Source organism: Methylobacterium sp. BTF04 (assembly GCF_010692745.1).
Lineage (GTDB): Bacteria > Pseudomonadota > Alphaproteobacteria > Rhizobiales > Beijerinckiaceae > Methylobacterium.
In genome coordinates, this window is sequence record NZ_JAAHTB010000004.1 from 48626 (window position 1) to 64907 (window position 16282).

General features: G+C 69.7%; 15 protein-coding genes. 7 read left to right on the forward strand and 8 right to left on the reverse strand.

Features of this window, described 5'->3' with window-relative positions; all coding sequences use genetic code 11:
- Window positions 1-77: 77 nt before the first annotated feature.
- From pabB to G3T14_RS03855, 4 genes are read left to right on the forward strand one after another with little or no spacing between them, the layout of a single operon-like run.
- Window positions 78-1472: an aminodeoxychorismate synthase component I gene (pabB, locus tag G3T14_RS03840; RefSeq protein WP_163640229.1), complete on the forward strand. Its 1395-nt coding sequence runs from the start codon at window positions 78-80 to the stop codon at window positions 1470-1472.
- Window positions 1469-2098 carry an aminodeoxychorismate/anthranilate synthase component II gene (locus G3T14_RS03845; RefSeq protein ID WP_163640231.1) on the forward strand — a complete coding sequence of 210 codons (630 nt, stop codon included), beginning with the start codon at window positions 1469-1471 and terminating at the stop codon, window positions 2096-2098. Before pabB ends, G3T14_RS03845 begins: the two co-directional genes overlap by 4 nt.
- Entirely contained in the window at window positions 2085-2900 is an 816-nt protein-coding gene (locus G3T14_RS03850; protein WP_163640234.1) for an aminotransferase class IV, read from the forward strand. Before G3T14_RS03845 ends, G3T14_RS03850 begins: the two co-directional genes overlap by 14 nt.
- Window positions 2897-3307: a DoxX family protein gene (locus G3T14_RS03855; RefSeq protein ID WP_163640236.1), complete on the forward strand. Its 411-nt coding sequence runs from the start codon at window positions 2897-2899 to the stop codon at window positions 3305-3307. Before G3T14_RS03850 ends, G3T14_RS03855 begins: the two co-directional genes overlap by 4 nt.
- 12 nt (window positions 3308-3319) lie before the next feature.
- Here G3T14_RS03855 and mazG read toward each other — a convergent pair whose 3' ends face one another.
- Window positions 3320-4123: a nucleoside triphosphate pyrophosphohydrolase gene (mazG, locus tag G3T14_RS03860; protein WP_163640238.1), complete on the reverse strand. Its 804-nt coding sequence runs from the start codon at window positions 4121-4123 to the stop codon at window positions 3320-3322.
- Window positions 4124-4794: 671 nt separating this feature from the next.
- On the opposite strand from mazG, the gene G3T14_RS03865 reads away from it, so the two are divergent.
- Both G3T14_RS03865 and G3T14_RS03870 read left to right on the forward strand, forming a co-directional pair.
- A complete protein-coding gene (locus tag G3T14_RS03865; protein ID WP_163640240.1) occupies window positions 4795-5880 on the forward strand; it encodes a replication protein RepA in 1086 nt (361 codons plus the stop codon).
- Between the two features lie 126 nt (window positions 5881-6006).
- Complete coding sequence (locus tag G3T14_RS03870) at window positions 6007-6531, forward strand: hypothetical protein (protein ID WP_163640478.1); 525 nt, start codon at window positions 6007-6009, stop codon at window positions 6529-6531.
- A gap of 362 nt (window positions 6532-6893) precedes the next feature.
- On the opposite strand, the gene G3T14_RS03875 is transcribed toward G3T14_RS03870, so the two are convergent.
- Window positions 6894-7352: a DCC1-like thiol-disulfide oxidoreductase family protein gene (locus G3T14_RS03875; protein ID WP_348645205.1), complete on the reverse strand. Its 459-nt coding sequence runs from the start codon at window positions 7350-7352 to the stop codon at window positions 6894-6896.
- The gene (locus G3T14_RS03880; protein WP_163640482.1) at window positions 7349-8764 is read right to left on the reverse strand and encodes a TAXI family TRAP transporter solute-binding subunit; all 1416 of its coding nucleotides are present in this window, start codon (window positions 8762-8764) and stop codon (window positions 7349-7351) included. Before G3T14_RS03880 ends, G3T14_RS03875 begins: the two co-directional genes overlap by 4 nt.
- A 190-nt stretch (window positions 8765-8954) precedes the next feature.
- Between G3T14_RS03880 and G3T14_RS03885 the strand changes: the two genes are divergently transcribed.
- On the forward strand, window positions 8955-9467 hold the full coding sequence (locus G3T14_RS03885; RefSeq protein WP_163640242.1) for a lipocalin-like domain-containing protein: 513 nt from the start codon (window positions 8955-8957) through the stop codon (window positions 9465-9467).
- A gap of 11 nt (window positions 9468-9478) precedes the next feature.
- Here G3T14_RS03885 and G3T14_RS03890 read toward each other — a convergent pair whose 3' ends face one another.
- The 5 genes from G3T14_RS03890 to G3T14_RS03910 all read right to left on the reverse strand — a co-directional run bounded on the left by G3T14_RS03890 (window position 9479) and on the right by G3T14_RS03910 (window position 16150).
- Window positions 9479-11266: a methanol/ethanol family PQQ-dependent dehydrogenase gene (locus G3T14_RS03890; protein ID WP_163640244.1), complete on the reverse strand. Its 1788-nt coding sequence runs from the start codon at window positions 11264-11266 to the stop codon at window positions 9479-9481.
- 109 nt (window positions 11267-11375) lie between these two features.
- Window positions 11376-11681 (reverse strand): hypothetical protein, encoded by a 306-nt coding sequence (locus tag G3T14_RS03895; RefSeq protein WP_163640484.1) that lies wholly within the window; start codon window positions 11679-11681, stop codon window positions 11376-11378.
- A gap of 154 nt (window positions 11682-11835) precedes the next feature.
- Window positions 11836-13680: an acyltransferase family protein gene (locus G3T14_RS03900; RefSeq protein ID WP_163640246.1), complete on the reverse strand. Its 1845-nt coding sequence runs from the start codon at window positions 13678-13680 to the stop codon at window positions 11836-11838.
- 8 nt (window positions 13681-13688) lie between these two features.
- The gene (locus G3T14_RS03905) at window positions 13689-14840 is read right to left on the reverse strand and encodes an acyltransferase (RefSeq protein WP_163640248.1); all 1152 of its coding nucleotides are present in this window, start codon (window positions 14838-14840) and stop codon (window positions 13689-13691) included.
- Window positions 14837-16150 carry an O-antigen ligase gene (locus tag G3T14_RS03910; protein ID WP_163640250.1) on the reverse strand — a complete coding sequence of 438 codons (1314 nt, stop codon included), beginning with the start codon at window positions 16148-16150 and terminating at the stop codon, window positions 14837-14839. Before G3T14_RS03910 ends, G3T14_RS03905 begins: the two co-directional genes overlap by 4 nt.
- Window positions 16151-16282: the final 132 nt, after the last annotated feature.

Sequence of the window (16282 nt, forward strand, 5' to 3'; positions counted from 1 at the left end):
TCGCGCATGCCACCTGAGCAGATACCGGAGCGACCCCGGTATCCGTTTCCCGCGTGAGCATCTAAGTCAGAGCCATCATGTGGACCCGAGAGATCCCGTTCGTCGATCCCGTCGCTGCGGCGGAGGCCCTGGCCGTCTGGCCGGGCCTCGCCTTTCTCGACAGTGCCATGCACCACAAGACCCTGGGGCGAACCTCGACCCTGGCGGTCGATCCGTTCGCACGATTCCGGTATCGCGACGGTCGCGCGACCCTGGATGGTCGCCCGGTACCGGGCACCGGGCTCGAAGCCCTGCGCGCCTGCCTCGCCCCCTACCGCATGGCGCCCGACGCCGACCTGCCGGCTTTCGCCGGCGGGGCCATCGGTTATTTCGCCTATGATCTCGGCGCCCGCCTGGAGCGGGTCGCGGCCCCGGCCCGGCGCGCGGGATTGTGCGACGATATCGCCTTCAACCTCTACGATACGATCCTCACCATCGATCACGAGACCGGCCGCTGCCTCCTGATCGCCACGGGCTTTCCCGAGACGGAGAGTGGCGCCCGCGAGAAGCGGGCCACAGCACGACTCGCGCACTTTGCCCGTCTTCTGGAGGGCGCGAGACCGACCCCCGAGCCCACCGCCCAGGGACCGCTCGCCTGGCATTCGAACTTCACCCGTGCAGGCTACGAGGCCGCGGTGGAGCGCGTGCGCGACTATATCCGGGCCGGAGACATTTATCAGGCCAATATCTCCCAACGTTTCACAGCGGATCTGGCCGAGGGCTTCGACGCATTCGCGCTCTATCGCCGCCTGCGCGCTACCAATCCGGCGACCTTCGGCGCCTATCTGGCATTCGACGGTCTGCGCATCGCCTCGAGCAGCCCGGAGCGCTTTCTGAAGCTCGCCGGCCGCGCCATCGAGACCCGGCCGATCAAGGGCACGGTGCGGCGCGTGGCCAATCCGGAGGCGGATACGCGCCTGGGAGAGGCGCTGCAGGCCGACCTGAAGGAGCGCGCCGAGAACATCATGATCGTCGACCTGCTGCGCAACGACCTCTCGCGCATCTGCGAGCCGCACAGCGTGCAGGTGCCGGTTCTGTGCGGGCTCGAATCCTACGCCTCCGTCCACCATCTCGTATCGGTGGTCACCGGAACCCTGAAGGCGGATATGGACGCCATCGACCTCATCGCGGCGACGTTTCCCGGCGGCTCGATCACCGGGGCGCCGAAGCTTCGGGCCATGGACATCATCACGCAGATCGAGGGCGATGCGCGCGAACTCTATTGCGGGGCCATCGGCGCCATCGGCTTTGACGGCTCGCTCGACACCTCCATAGCCATCCGCACGGTGTTCATGGACGACCGCATCGCCGTGCTCCAGGCCGGCGGAGGCATCACGCTGCTTTCCGAGCCGGGGCCGGAATACGAGGAGACCCTGACCAAAGCCGCCCGGGTGTTCGAGGCCTTCGCGCCGGACGGGGAGGGCGGCCGATGATCCTCGTCGTCGACAATTACGATTCCTTCGTCTTCAACGTCGTCCGCTATTTCGAGGAACTCGGGCAGAGCGTCCGGGTGGTGCGCAACGACGCCCTCGACATCGCCGGTATCCGAGCCCTCGAGCCTGAAGCCGTGGTGATCTCGCCCGGTCCCTGCACACCGGCCGAGGCCGGAATCTCGCTGCCGGCGATCCGGGCATTGTCGGGAGAAATCCCGCTGCTCGGAGTGTGTCTCGGACATCAGGCCATCGGTGCAGCCTTCGGCGGAACCGTCACACGCGCCGGCCGCCCCCTGCACGGACAGGCGACACCGATCACCCATGACGGACGCGGCCTGTTCACCGGCCTGCCCAATCCGATGCAGGTGGGCCGCTACCATTCCCTCATCGTCACGCCCCAGCCCGGCATGGACCAGCAGCTCGCCATCGACGCGGTCTCGGCGGAAGGGGAGGTGATGGCACTCTCGCACAGGACCCACCCGACCTGGGGCATCCAGTTCCATCCGGAATCGGTGCTCACCGAGAACGGCCACGCCCTGTTCGCCAATTTCTTGAGCCTAGCGCGCGCGTGGCGGACGAATGGCGGATTTCGATCGGACGCGGTCGAGACTCATGCTCTGGTTTGACGGAGCGCTCATCGCGGGGACGCGGGCGCCCTTCGACCTGACCGACCGTGGGCTGACCCTCGGCGATGGGGCCTTCGACACGGCGCTCGCCCTTGACGGACGCATCGTCTTCGCGGAGGCGCATGTGGCTCGGCTCGTAGCGGCAGCAGCGTCTCTCGGCTTCGCCGTCGATCCGATCCAGATCGCAGAGGCCATGCGAGCGGTGGCGAGCGCCTTTCCCCAGGCGGCGATCCGCACCACCGTGACCCGGGGCTCCGGCCCGCGCGGGCTCGCCCCCCCGGCGGAGCCCCGGCCCATGCTGTGGGCGAGCGCTGCGCCGGTAGCGCCGGGCTTCGCCTTCGCGCCTCTGCGCCTCCACCCCACTGCGATCCGCCGCAACGAGACTTCGCCGACTTCGCGCCTGAAGACCCTCGGCTACCTCGATGCGGTGCTCGCGGCGGGAGAGGCACGCGCGGCTGGGTTCGACGAGGCCCTGTTCCTCAACACCCGCGACGCCGTCGCCTGCGCCGGCACCGGCAACCTGTTCGCCCTGTTCGGAACCCGCCTCGCGACCCCGCCCCTGCACGACGGCGTGCTGGCAGGCATCGTCCGCGGCGAAATTCTCGGGAGCGCCACGGCCTTCGGGTTCAAGCCGGAGGAACGCTCGCTGACGCTGCCTGAGCTGCTACGAGCGGATGCGGTGTTCCTCACCAACTCGCTCCGCGGCATCGCCCCGGTGACGGCGATCGGCATGACGGTCTTCACGGACCATCCGGCGATGGCCGTCCTTATCGCAGCTTTGCGTGCGGCGATGGCGGCATGAGGGCCTCTCGTCTGTGGCTGCGCCTCGGGCTGATGGCCGCCTATGGCTTCATCGGGGTGGTGCACCTCGTCGCCACGGACAAGTTCCTGCCGATCATGCCGAACTGGGTGCCGGCACCGCACCTCGTGGTGGTGCTCACCGGCCTGTGTGAACTCGCCGGCGTGGTCGGGCTGCTCTGGCCGCCGACTCGGCGCTGGGCCGGGATCCTGCTGGCGCTCTATGCAGTTTGTGTATTCCCGGCCAACATCAAGCATGCGGTGGAGGGCATCTCCATCGCCGGCCTGCCCGACAGCTGGTGGTATCACGGACCACGGCTGGCGTTTCAGCCGGTCTTCGTGTGGTGGGCGCTCTATGCGACCCATGTCATCGACTGGCCGTTCTCCAGAACCGACGCTTCCGAGGGATGAGGGCGCAGCGCGCTATGTCTCGGCGCGCTTGACCCTGTTCCAGGCCGCTTCCATGGCCGGAAGATCGCTCGATTCCAAGGGTTTCCCTTCATCGGCGAGGAGCTTGGCCATCGCGGTGAAGCGGCGTTCGAACTTGATGTTCCCCTCTCTTAGGGAATATTCCGATTCGATCCCGAGATGGCGGGCGAGATTGGCCACCGAAAACAGAAGATCGCCGATCTCCTCCCGGGTCGCGTCAGGATCCCCGGCCGCCATGGCCTCTTCGACCTCGTCGATCTCCTCGCGGACCTTGGCCACCACCTGGGAAGCGTCGGGCCAGTCGAACCCGTAACCCGCTGCCTTGGTGGAGAGCTTGTGGGCTCGGGTGAGCGCGGGCAGGGCTGCGGCGATGTCTCCGAGGGGGCGGGCGTCGGCTTCCGGCCGGGTAGCCCGCTCCTGCGCTTTGATCGCCTCCCACTGCCGCGCCACCGCATCGACGTCTTGTCGGTGCGCGCCGGCCGGCAGGACGTCTCCGTCGGTGGTGAAGACGTGCGGATGGCGCCGGACCATCTTGGCGACGATGGCGGCGACCACATCCGCGAAGGTGAATGCTCCCGCCTCCTCTGCCATGCGGGCGTGGAAGACCACCTGGAGCAGCAGGTCGCCGAGTTCGTCGCGCAGAGCGTCCGGATCGCCCTGCGCCACCGCGTCGGCAACCTCATAGGCCTCTTCGAGGGTGTACGGCACGATGCTGGCCGAGGTCTGCGCCACGTCCCAGGGACAGCCTATCTCAGGGTCGCGCAAGGTCGCCATCAGCTGCAGCAGGGGTTCGATCATCGGTCCATCCGGGGGTTGGCTCATGGGTGGAGCCTAGGCGATTTCGATGCCGCAGGAGAGGGCAGGGCCTGGGGAGAACACCAGGACAACCGGTGTTCATTCCTCGAATTCCTTTGAAAAACCTCTGTGGAGCCAGGCGTTCGCTTTGCCGAACGAGCGATGCGCGCCTTAGGAAAGGTATCAGTAAGAGACTCTCAGAGAGTCATTTCTGCAAGTTATAAGAGGGAGCAGAAAGCCGTTTTTTGCCAGAGACTTGAGCCGGGTTTGCGGATCGAACTCTGCGTGGATCCGTATCCGACTCTGCGCGAGTCCGTATGGGATTCTGCGTATGATTCACGCCGGTCCGTATGGGATTCTGCGTGGATCCGTATCGAGATCGGCGTGGAAAACCCGACAGTCCGGTGAACAACGGGGATGAAGGCCGGGGTAGGGGGCGTATCGAACTCTGCGTGGCCGGGTCAGCGCCCCATGACGACCGGTCACCGCGTCCTCCCCGGACAGCCGCTCTGCTCGAGCGTTTTTTTGAAGAACCACCCCGTGGATTACCGGGATGAATCCGGATCGGCGCGAGACTCGCGGGTAGCGAATCGGCCATGGTCCGGCCATCGACGCCAGGCGGGGCCCGCCTGTGGACCTCCGTCCTCGAACATCCAGGTACACTGCGACAATCAATGGGGATCGAGGACAAAATCGCCGGTATCCGCGATGCGGATCTGCTGGCCGAGCTCGACACGGCGCGCGGCAGCTTCCTGTTCGCCACCATCGTCGAGACCATCCTGCACCGGCAGCGCCTGCGTGACGCCGACACCGCGGCCCGCGGCGCCGTGGTCGGCCGGCGCGAGATCATGGGCCGCGACCAGCGCCGACGCGACGCGGTGCGCGAGGTCATCGAGAACGACCCCACCGGCCCGGAAAACCTCCAGCACATCCACAGCGTGCTGGCGCTCTGCGGCCTGCCCTATCGCGATCCCGGCCAGGCCCGCGAGTTCTTTCGTGAATATGGCCGCAACTCCCTGAGCCTCCTGGCCGGACGGCTGAAGAATCCGGCCAATGGCGAGATGGAGCTGCAGGGCCTGCCCTACGGCCCCAAGGCCCGCCTGGTGCTGCTGCATCTCTGCACCGAGGCGGTGCGCCAGCGCAGCCCCACCGTGGCGGTGGCCGACAGCCTGTCGGGCTTCATGAAGGAGATGGGCTTTGCCGTCACCGGCGGCGAGCGCGGCACGATCCGGCAGTTCAAGGAGCAGCTGGCGCGCCTCGCCGCCTGTACCCTGCAGATCGGCCTGTGGGACGGCGGCAGCACCGCCAGCACCCTCAACGTGCCGCCGTTCCGCCAGCTCGACCTGTGGCTGCCGCAGGGGGCGGACGGGGCGGTCTGGCAGAAGAACGTCCAGTTCCACCAGGATTTCTACGACAACCTGATCCAGCACGCCCTGCCGGTGGACATCCGCGCGGCCAGGGCCTTCTCCGGCTCCGCGCGCAAGCTCGACCTGTTGTTCTGGGTCGGCTACCGGCTGCGCGCCCTGCAGCGGCCGTTGCGGCTGACCTGGGACAACCTGCACAAGCAGTTCGGCGCCGACAATGCCAGCATCCGCAGCTTCCGGCAGGCGTTCAAGGCGGATCTCGCCCACCTCCAGGAGGTGTTTCCGAAGCTGCCGATCTGCCTCGACGACAACGGCATGATCCTTCAGCCCGCCGATCCGAGCGCCCTGCTGATCCCGCCCCGGACCGGGCGACCGGCCCGCAAGACGGCCGCCTGAACGATGACGCCAGGGTGCAACATTTTTGAGGAATTGTCGGAACTTTCCGCACTTGTGCATACGGAATAATCCGCTAAAACGACGGTCGAAACATTGTCGTTTGGAATATTCCCTATGGCTCCAACTGTGTTCTTGACGGAAGACGCGGCTGAAGCGGCGTTGAGAGACCTGCGCCGCCAGCGGGACGTCCTCGACCGGCAGATCGCCGACCACGCGCTCTATCTCGAGCTCGGCCGGCGCCTGCCGGGCAGGCCCCTCTCCAAATCCGGGCCCGAACCCGCGACCCCTATCGAAAGTCCCGCTTCCGCTTCCGCTTCCGCTTCCGCTTCCGCTTCCGCTTCCGTTCCGAGCGAGCCGCTGGGTCTTGGTTCGCGCGTGCCCGACGACATCGTCGCCGCCCGCCGGCACGGCCGCGCCCTGATCGCCGCCGCCCTCGACGTGCTGCACGAAGCCGCCCGGCCGCTCCATGCCGGCGAGATCCTGCAGGGCCTCACGGCCCTGGGCTTCGCGCTCCCCGGCCACGACCCCGTCGCCGCCCTCAACACCCGCCTGTGGAAGCGCTCCGGTCCCGGCGGCCCGCTCAGGCGGCTGGGGGATGCGGTCTATGCCCCGGCGGAAGCCGAGGACGACGAGGACGGCGTGGGTTTTTGAGAGCCGACATCCCAAACCCGACATCCCAAGGCTGATTCGGTGATCCGCCGTCGTCTCCGGACCCATACCGAAGGTCCGGAGCGGATAGTGGAATTTCGGCCTTGAACCGTCCCGGCTTGATCGCTTCCAAGCGCGCGTCTCCTTTCCTGGATGGAGAGAGACAGGGTGAGGTGTGTGACCGTTTCGGAGAACCCACGTCCCTCACCCCGATCCTCTCCCATGTACAGACGGGAGAGGGAGCCTGTTGCGCCTGGGCCCTCCTCGGTCGTCGACCGGGCGGGCCGGCGCTGGGGACCGGAGATTTCGGCGAAACGGCGTTCCCGCCTCACGCCAGGAATCCCTCTTCACGCCAAGACCCCGCCTCACCCCAGGAACCGGTCCGCGTCGATCGGGTCCGGGCGGTGGCAGGTGCGGTTGCGGGCGATGCCGTCGTAGAGGGCGTCCTGCCAGGAATGCGGCAGCCGCCGCAGGAGCGCGGCCCAGGACCACGGGCGCCCGAGTTCCTCCGCCAGCCGGAGCGCGCCCGCGAGCTTGAACCAGGCCCGACCCCGCATCAGCACGATGTTGGTCTCGAGCGCGTGCGGGTCGAGGCCGTAATGGCGGTAGAGGGCGCCGCCGAGCTTCGATTGCGCCGGGACGAACCGGATTCGTCGGAGGCGATCGTGCCGGATCACGAAGCGCACCAGGCCCGAGCACAGGGCGCAGTGCCCGTCGAAGACCAGGATCGGTCGGTCGTCGGGGAAGACCGGGACGGTGGCGTCCGCCCGGTAGCCGTAGGGACGTTGCGGATGGGCGCGGACCTCCGCCATGGCCGCGTTCACGCCTTCGTCTCGCCGCCCGAGAGCCGGAGCCGGAAGCGGGGTGAGGGCGCTGCGGCCGGGCGGGTCGCGCGGGCCGCATGGCACTCGGCCACCGTGGCCTTGGCGGTCTCGATGGCGATGGCCACCGCCGCCATGGTCCGGGCATCGGGTTCGCGCGCACGGGCCTCGCGCACCACGTCGATGGCGAGCCGGTCGATCTCGCCGGTGAGAGCCGACAGGCCGGCGGGGTCGCGCAAAGCCCGGGCTTCGTCGACGATTTCGAGGAGGCGGTCGGTGACCTCGTCGATGCGCTCGCGCCGCAGGCGGGCGAAGCGCTGGCGCAGCCAGGCGATGGCCGAACCGAGGCCGCCCGCCAGCGCGGCGAGCAGGTAGACCGTGTCGCCGTAGCGGTCGACGAAGCTGTGCTGTTCGCGCTCGAAATAATCGAGGGCGCCCGGATGGATCGGGATGCGGGCGCTGGTGGCCGCCACCGTGGTCTCGTAGGCGGGAGCGAGGATGTACTCGGCCGCCGCCGTCGCCTGGGCGGCGGCGGTGCGGAGCTCGAACAGGTGCTGGGTCACGTCGGCGGCCACCACCCGGCTGAGGGAGGCCCGCGCCATCAGGCGGTAGGAGGCGCCCACGGTCTTCACGTCGTCCTCCGGCAGCTTCGGACGGCCGCCGAACAGGCCGCCGGGCACCGTCACCGCCTGGAGCCGGGGGAAGCGCGCGATGATGGCGTCGCCATCGGCCACGGTGACGAAACCGACCTTGGCGCCCTTGCTCACCGCCTGGACCGCACCCACCAGGGCGAGTGCCTTGGGGGCCGAGGGGGCGATGATGCTGACGAAGGCGTCGATCCGCCGGTCGCGGATCGCCGGCCCGACCTCGGCCTCGGCGACGGCCACCAGCCCGACGCCGTTGGGGGGGATGGCGATGCCGGGAGCGGCATCCTGCAGGGTGAGGCCGTAATAGCCGAGCAGCGTCTTGAGGAGCTGGAGATCGGCGTCCTTGTGCGCGCCGATGCCGAGGCGCCGGCCCGCCAGCTTCGGGAAGCTCGCGATCCTGGAGGTCTCGGGCGACACCACCATCATCGCCTGATCGCGCAGGATCGCCAGGGTGAGGCCGTTGGTCGGCAGGGCCACGTCGGGCCGGACCACCGCGAGGTCGGCGCGGCCATCCTGCAGGGCGGCGGCACTCTCGCGCACGTCGTCGAAGGACAGGATCTTGAGGCGGATGTTCTCCTCGTCGGCATCGAGGGCGTCGGCATAGGCCTTGATCAGCTCCGGTTCGGTGCCGTCGCGCGGGGCCACCGCGATGGTGAGCGTGGTCGGCTGGGCGAGGAGAAAGGCGAGGCCGCCGAATCCGGCGAGGCAGACGAGGCCGAAGCCGAGAAGCGCCCCGCGCGTGGACAGCCAGGGCGGCAGGGTCGGCATCACGGGCGGGCTCCGCGGCGCACGCGCGCGCCTCTACCCGCGGGCAACGCCGGCGGCCCCGGAAGGTGCCGGCCACGGCGCGGTTTCCGTCATGGATCGGTTTCTGTCACCGATAGGGGCGGGGGAGCGGCTTGTAAGAACCCGCCCGTCGCCCAGATCATGCGGCATCGGGCTCGAGGGAGAATCGGCGATGCGCGGACGGATCGGCACAGGACGTCACGTCACCCTGGCCGCAGCGGCACTCGCGTTGTTGCCGGCCGGGCGCGCATGGGCCGATGCGCCGCCGCTCCCCACCGGGCTGTGGAAGCTCGTCTCCTACGAGGTCGAGGTCCAGTCGAGCGGCGAGACGGACCCGGTGATGGGCGCGCACCCCACCGGCTACGCCTATTTCACCCCGGAGGGCCGGGTGTTCTTCCTGCTCACCGGCGAGGGCCGCAAGGCCGCCAAGGATGCCGAGGGCAAGGCCGCGCTCCTCGACACGCTGGTCTCCTACACCGGCACGGTCACCGTCGCGGGCGATCAATGGACCGCCAAGCTCGACACCGCCTGGAACCCCGAATGGGTCGGCACCGAGCAGACCCGCACGTTCAAGATCGAGGGCACGCGGCTGCGGGTGCTGACGCCGTGGCGGATCATGCCCAACTGGGCCAAGCAGGGCATGACCCGCAGCATCGTCACCTTCGAACGCGCCAGCGACCGGTAGGGGCGGACCGTTCAGTCCGGCAGCCCGAACACGGTGAGCTGGCCGCCGAGCGCGGTATAGCGCGACAGGGCCGCATAGCCGCCCACCGCGCCGGCCCCGTCATTGGGGTCGGTGAGGCCGGCGGCGAGGCCGATGCCGGCCCAGCCGCCGATGCCGGAGAGCACGGCGACGTATTGCCGGCCCTTGTGGGCATAGGTCATCACGTTGCCGACGATGCCCGACGGGGTCTTGAAGCGGTAGAGTTCGCGGCCGGTGCGGGCATCCACCGCCTTGAGGTAGCCTTCCAGGGTTCCGTAGAACACCACGTTGCCGGCGGTGGCGAGCACCCCGGACCACACCGAGAACGGCTCGGGGATGGTCCAGACCGGCGCGCCCTTCACCCCGTCCCAGGCGACGAGATTGCCGGTGTGGTCGCTGCCCGGCGGCGGCTCCAGGCTCAGGGTGGCGCCGACATAGGGCAGGCCCGCGGTGAAGGTCACCCGGAACGGCTCGTAGCTCATGCAGATGTGGTTGGTCGGCACGTAGAACAGCCGCGTGCGCGGCGAGTAGGCCGCCGGCTGTTGGTTCTTGGCGCCGATGGCGCCGGGGCAGATGCCGGTGGTGGTCTCGTCCTCGCCCTTGGTCTCCGGCGAGAAGGCCGGATCGACCAGCGGGCGACCGTAGGTTTTCGAGCCCGTGTCCAGGTCGATTCCGGAGGCCCAGTTCACCACCGGATCGAACTTGTTCGCGACCAAAAGCTCGCCCGTGGCGCGGTCGAGGGTGTAGGCGAAGCCGTTGCGGTCGAAATGCGTGAGGAGCGGGCGCTCCTTGCCGTCGACAGTCTGATCCGTGAGGATCATCTCGTTGACGCCGTCATAGTCCCACGCGTCGTGCGGGGTCATCTGGTAGACCCAGCGGGCGAGGCCGGTATCGGGGTTGCGGGCGAAGATCGTCATCGCCCATTTGTTGTCGCCGGGGCGCTGGCCGGGATTCCAGGTCGAGGGATTGCCGGTGCCGTAATAGATCAGGTCGCGTTCGGCATCGTAGGAGTACCAGCCCCAGGTGCAGCCGCCCCCGGTCTTCCACTGGTCGCCCTCCCAGCTCGCGAGCGACGAATCCGGGCCGATCGGCTTGCCGAGCGCCGTGGTCTTCTCCGGGTCGACCAGCATCTGCGCGTCGGTGCCCATCGAATAGCCGCGCCAGAGCCGGGCGCCGGTCTTGGAATCGTAGGCGGTGACGTGGCACTGCACCCCGAACTCGCCGCCCGAGATGCCGACGATGATCTTGTCCTTCACCGGCATCACCGTGGCGGTGTTGGTCTCGCCCCGCGCCGGGTCGCCGTTCTTCACCGACCAGTTGACCCGGCCGGTCCGGGCATCGAGGGAGACCAGGGTGGTGTCGGCCTGGTGCAGCAGGATCGCGCCGTCGGCATAGGCCAGACCGCGATTGACCGTGTCGCAGCACAGGAGCGGGATCACCGACGCGTCCTGCTGGGGCACGTAGCGCCACAGGATGCGGCCGTCGGCATTGAGGTCGAGGGCCGTGACGGTGTTGGGGAACGGGGTGTGGACGTACATCACGTCGCCCACCACGAGCGGCGCGCCCTCGTGGCCGCGCAGCACGCCGGTGGAGAAGGTCCAGGCCACCTGCAGCCGGGCGACGTTGCCGGTGTCGATCCGGTCGAGGCGCGAATAGCGGGTGTTGGCGTAATCCAGCGTCTGCAGCACCTGCTCGGCCGGGTTGGCGAGATGCGCGTCGATGTCTCCCGCCGCCGCAGGGACGGCCAGCAGGGCGAGGCAGAGGACGATCGGTGAACGCATGGGGCCCCGCGGCGTGGATCGGGACTGCCTTACCCCCGCCGGACCGGGCGACAACGCCCGCACAATGACGCGGGCGGCGTGAAGCCGCCCGCCATTCGGCGTGATCCGTCTAGAAGAACGGCAGGATCGGCGGCCGCGGCCGGTAATAGCCGTAACGCGGGCCGTAGAAGGGGCGCGGGCCGTAGAAGCGCGGCCGGCCGTAGCCGTAGCCGTAGGGCCGGTACATCGGCCGGCACTGGCCCCAGCGGTTGGGCACCCAGCCCGGACCGCAGCCATAGGCCACCGTCTCGATAGCACCCTGCGACACCAATCCGGCGGGGGCGACGGAGAGCGGCGCGGCCTGGGCGGTCGAAGCGGCGCCCGACGCGAGGGCGACGCCACAGGCGAGGGCAAGCGCCGTCGCAAGCGATGTCATGGACATGGAAAACGAGCCTCCTGCTGGTGTCCGATATCCGGCAAATCGGGGGCCGGACAGGAATCAGGATGGTCCCGGTTCGCTGAACGGTGGCTGAGCTTGGCGGTTACAGTGGGGATACGTTTTGGGCGACGCGCGGTGCGCGACTACGTCCCTACCGCATCAGCGGAAAATACCCCCGCACCGCCCGGTCGCTGCCCGCCGCGGACAGGTGTCCGTAATCGATGAACAGGTCGACGTTATCGGCGCGGTAGCGGCAGAGCGGGCCGTCGCAGGCGGTGGCGCGCGGGTCGACGAACCGTGCGCCGGCCGACAGGTGCGCCAGCGTCGCCGTGCCGGGGTGGCCGGCCTTGGCGTACCAGGCCGCGCTGCCATCCGGCCGCAGGCCGGCGTTGCGGGCGGCCAGCACCGCCACGTCGAAGGCGAAGACCGGAGAAGCGCCGATCACCACCACGGCGACGCCCTCGGCCTTCAGCCGCGCGATGGTGTCCGGCAGGGTGTCGAGGAGGCGCGCCGGCACGAGGTCCCAGCGGGCGGCCAGCACCACGGTGTCGATGCGATACGCGCGCACCACCGCGACGACGCGGGCGTTGAAATCCCGGCATCCGGGCTTGGCGTTGGAGGCATAGGCCAGCACCGGCGGGCAGCCGGCGAAGGTGTATTGCAGCACGTCGTGGCTGAGGTCCTTCGCGTTGGCGACCAGCCCCGGCACGTAATGCGCGGCGAAGGAATCGCCCCAGAGCAGGGCGCGCCCGCCCGCCCCGGTCGTGCGCCAGCAGGCGTCGCCGGCCCAGGCGGCGGCGGGCTGGTTCTCGAGGAAGCAGCGGCCGCCCATCCAGGCGTCGCGTTCGAGGGCGCCGAGACGCGCCTGGGTTCCGCCGGATTCGCGCCCGTTCCATCGGGCCGAGGCGAGGCCGAAGGCCATAAAGGCGGCCAGGATCGCCAGGGTGCGGGCGAACAGCCGGGCCTGCGGCAGCCGGTTCGCCGGATGGCGCAGCGGCGTCTCGATCCAGCGCCACGACGCGGTGGCGAGGGCGCCGCTCACCGCGACCACGCCGAGGATCTCGAGGCCGGCCGGGTCGCGCAACAACGCGTAGCGGGTGAACACGATCACCGGCCAATGCACCATGTAGAGCGAATACGAGATCAGCCCGATGGCGACGCAGGGCTTCATTCCGAGCAGCCGGCCGATGGCGGTCGGGCCCGCCTCGGGAGTGCGGCCCGACTGGATCAGCAGCGCCGCGCCGAGGCAGGGCGGCAGGGCGCCGAGGCCGGGAAACGGCGTCGCCTCGTCGTAGGCCAGCACTGCCCAGACGATGAGTCCGAGGCCCAGCACCGCCATCCCTTCGCGCAGCGGCCGCGCGGGGGTGGGCTTCAGGAACACCAGGACGGTGCCGGCGAGCAATTCCCAGGCGCGGGTCGGCAGCAGGTAGAAGCTGGTGGTCGGCGCGGTGGCGGTGAGCCCGATGCTGAGCGCCAGCGAGGCCGCGAGCCCGGCCAGTACCGCCCAGCCGGCGAAGCGGCGCGAGACGCGCAGGGCCAGCGGCAGCGTCAGGGGGATGAACAGGTAGAACTGCTCCTCCACCGCCAGCGACCAGGTGTGGAGCAGTGGCCGGGTCTGGGCCGCCACGTCGAAATAGCCCGAGCTCTTCCAGAAATAGAGGTTGGAGACGAAGCCGGCGCTGGCCGCCACCGACCGGGCGAAATCCACCCGCGCCTCCGGTTCGAGGAGGAGGCGGGCGAGGAGCGCGCAGGCGAGCAGGGTCGCCACCAGTACCGGCAGGATGCGGCGGATGCGCCGCTCGTAGAACCCCGCCACCGTGAACCGCCCGGCGGCGACATCCGCGACGATCCCGTTGCCGATGACGTAGCCGGAGATCACGAAGAACACGTCGACGCCGACGAAGCCGCCGCCGAGCGTCGCGACGCCCGCATGGAACAGCAGCACCACGAGGACGGCGAGCGCGCGCAGGCCGTCGATGTCGGGGCGGTAGGTCATGGCTGAGGTCAAGCCGAGGGCAGGGGGGCGCCCGCCCGCTCACCCGAGACGCGGGCGAGGATGCGCCGGCGCGCCGGCTCCTCCACCAGGAGATGCATCGCCGCCGCCGCGGCGAGCGCCAGCGCCGTAGCGCAGGACGCCGCGAGCCAGGGGGCAGCCCCGAGCCGTCCGCCGAGCGCGACCTTGTCGAGGGTGACGAGCAGTGCGTGGGCGGGCGTGTGCAGCAGGTAGAGCGCGAAGGAGATCTTTCCGAGGAAGAGCGCGGCGGGGGCCACCAGGGGGCCGGAGCGGATGGCCGCGCCGGCCAGAATCAGCGGCGCCCAAACCAGCACGGTGAGCCCGTTGTGCATCGGCGCGACCGGCAGGTGGGGGGCGGCCGACACTAGGGCGAGGGCGGCGAGGGCCGCGGTCCCCAATAGCCCGGCCACCGGAAGCCGGACCCGGGTCCAGACCACGTAGAGCAGGAGGCCGGCGACGAATTCCGGCAGGCGCAGCAGCGGGTTGTACTTGATGCCCTGTGCCAGGAGCTGCGCGCCGAGGCCCGCCCCCTCCGGGGCGATCAGCGAGACGCCGGGCGCCCAGCGGTTCCAGGCGAGGATGGCGAGCGCGGTCGCGGCGAGCCACAGGACGAGGGTCGCCGCGGCCGCGCGGCCGGGCGCGCGCAGCACCACGGGGAGCAGCGCCGGAAAGGCGAGATAGAAGAACGCCTCCGTCGAGATCGACCAGGACGGGCAATCGAGGGCGCAGGCCGCCCCCGGCACCCAGGCATGGAGGCCGAGCGGCGCCAGCACCGCGCTCGCGGCCATCAACCCCTGCAGCGGCGGGGGGGTCTTCACCACCCAGGCGGCGAGCCACGGCAGGGCGATGAGGAGCGACAGCAGGTAGACCGGATAGACCCGCGCCACCCGCGCCCAACGAAAGCGTGCGACGGTCTCGCGGGTCGAGAGGTCCGCCTGCCGATACGTGTAGGCCAGGATGAAGCCCGACAGGACGAAGAAGAACGTCACTCCCGAATAGCCGAGCCCGATGGCCTGCGGGATGCTGGCTGGGTCGAAGTAGAAGGCGGCGTAGTGGAAGACCAGCACGTAGGCCGCCGCCACGAAGCGCAGGCTGGTGAGGGCCGGCAGCGTCGGCACGCGCGGATGCGGGCCGCCGGTCACGCCCGCCCCGCGATCACCGGAGCGACGGCGCGGTAGCGCAGGCCCAGGGCCGAGACGGCGAGCAGGAAGAACAGCCCGTTGGTGGCCTGGTAGAACACCGATTCGAACACCGCGACCATCAGGCCGAACAGCCAGACCCGCAGGAACAGCATCGTGACCGGGTCGACGGCGGGGCTTCGCGCCTGGATCTGCAGGTCCGAGACCGGCCGCAGCACCAGCCACCACAGCGTGAGCGCGAGGCCGGGCAGGCCCGATTCCAGCGCGGTGTTGAGGTAGCCGTCATGGGCATCGGTGGCGCGGTTGACCCAGGTCGTGGCGTCGGCGCCGCCGCCGTAGAACACGCTCTCCCAGAACGCGCCGTAGCCGAAGCCGGTGAGCGGTTTCTTGGCGATGTTGTCGAGGGCGAACTCCCAGATCTCGGTGCGGCCGGTATAGGTCGGGTCCGCGGCGACCTGCGCGATGACGGCGCCGATCGTCGGCGACAGCACCGAGCCGAGTGTGGCGGCGAGCAGCAGGGCCAGGGGACCGAGCAGCACGAGCCGGCGCCACCACGCGGCGCCCGACAGGGTGCAGGCCCAGGTCAGGCCGAGCACGGCGGGGGCCATCACCGCCGAGGTCTTGGCGTTGGTGAAGACGAGGAACACGCTCGCCAGCACCACCACGGTGATGCCGAGGGCGCGCTGGCCCATCCGCGCCCAGAACAGGCCGACGATGATGAACAGGCCCATGGCCGCGCCGGCGCCGTTCTTGTGCGGGTAGACCCCGCGCCAGCTGCCCGCATGCTCGGGCTCGATCAGGTCGAGGGCGGTGTGCATGGCGCGCTCGGGTACGATCACCAGGCCGAGATAGGAGACGACGAGGACGGTGAGCACGGCGCCGCCCAGCGCGGTGGCGAACTGGCGGACGTCGCGGGCGAGCACCAGCACGCTCACGGCGCCGGAAAACATGATGACCAGCGACACCAGCCGCCGGGCCGAGACCGCCGGTTCGATGGACAGGGTGGTGGAGACGCAGAGCCACACCGCCATCGCGACGATCGGCACCGTCGCCAGCGGCCGCAGGGCCTCGCGCCCGCGCCACGCCAGCACGGCGGCGGAGGCCGCGCCCATGAACAGGAACAGGATCTGGTTGACCACATTGCCGCCGGCGCGCGAGGCGGCGTTCTCGGCCGCCGTCCCGTCGAGGAACGGGTCCGCACCCACCAGCATGATGAGCCAGAACGCCACCATGATCCCGATGCGGAGCGCATCGGGGAGGTCCGCCCGCGCCGTCGGCGCGCGGGCCGCCTCGGAGACGATGCCCGTCGTCATGGTCTGTCTCCCTGGCCCGGCGCGCCCACCGATCGTCGCGGGACATCGGCAGCCTAACGCCGTGCGCGCCCACCGCTATGCCGGCAGAATACTTTAAGAACCGGCAAAGGCCCGCGGGCCTGAAATCCCGAC

Excerpts from the sequence above, each read along its gene's own strand:
- pabB (WP_163640229.1), top strand. The coding sequence starts at position 78 with ATGTGGACCCGAGAGATCCCGTTCGTCGATCCCGTCGCTGCGGCGGAG.
- G3T14_RS03845 (WP_163640231.1), top strand. The coding sequence starts at position 1,469 with ATGATCCTCGTCGTCGACAATTACGATTCCTTCGTCTTCAACGTCGTC.
- G3T14_RS03850 (WP_163640234.1), top strand. The coding sequence starts at position 2,085 with ATGCTCTGGTTTGACGGAGCGCTCATCGCGGGGACGCGGGCGCCCTTC.
- G3T14_RS03855 (WP_163640236.1), top strand. The coding sequence starts at position 2,897 with ATGAGGGCCTCTCGTCTGTGGCTGCGCCTCGGGCTGATGGCCGCCTAT.
- mazG (WP_163640238.1), bottom strand. The coding sequence starts at position 4,123 with ATGATCGAACCCCTGCTGCAGCTGATGGCGACCTTGCGCGACCCTGAG.
- G3T14_RS03865 (WP_163640240.1), top strand. The coding sequence starts at position 4,795 with ATGGGGATCGAGGACAAAATCGCCGGTATCCGCGATGCGGATCTGCTG.
- G3T14_RS03880 (WP_163640482.1), bottom strand. The coding sequence starts at position 8,764 with ATGCCGACCCTGCCGCCCTGGCTGTCCACGCGCGGGGCGCTTCTCGGC.
- G3T14_RS03885 (WP_163640242.1), top strand. The coding sequence starts at position 8,955 with ATGCGCGGACGGATCGGCACAGGACGTCACGTCACCCTGGCCGCAGCG.
- G3T14_RS03890 (WP_163640244.1), bottom strand. The coding sequence starts at position 11,266 with ATGCGTTCACCGATCGTCCTCTGCCTCGCCCTGCTGGCCGTCCCTGCG.
- G3T14_RS03895 (WP_163640484.1), bottom strand. The coding sequence starts at position 11,681 with ATGACATCGCTTGCGACGGCGCTTGCCCTCGCCTGTGGCGTCGCCCTC.
- G3T14_RS03900 (WP_163640246.1), bottom strand. The coding sequence starts at position 13,680 with ATGACCTACCGCCCCGACATCGACGGCCTGCGCGCGCTCGCCGTCCTC.
- G3T14_RS03910 (WP_163640250.1), bottom strand. The coding sequence starts at position 16,150 with ATGACGACGGGCATCGTCTCCGAGGCGGCCCGCGCGCCGACGGCGCGG.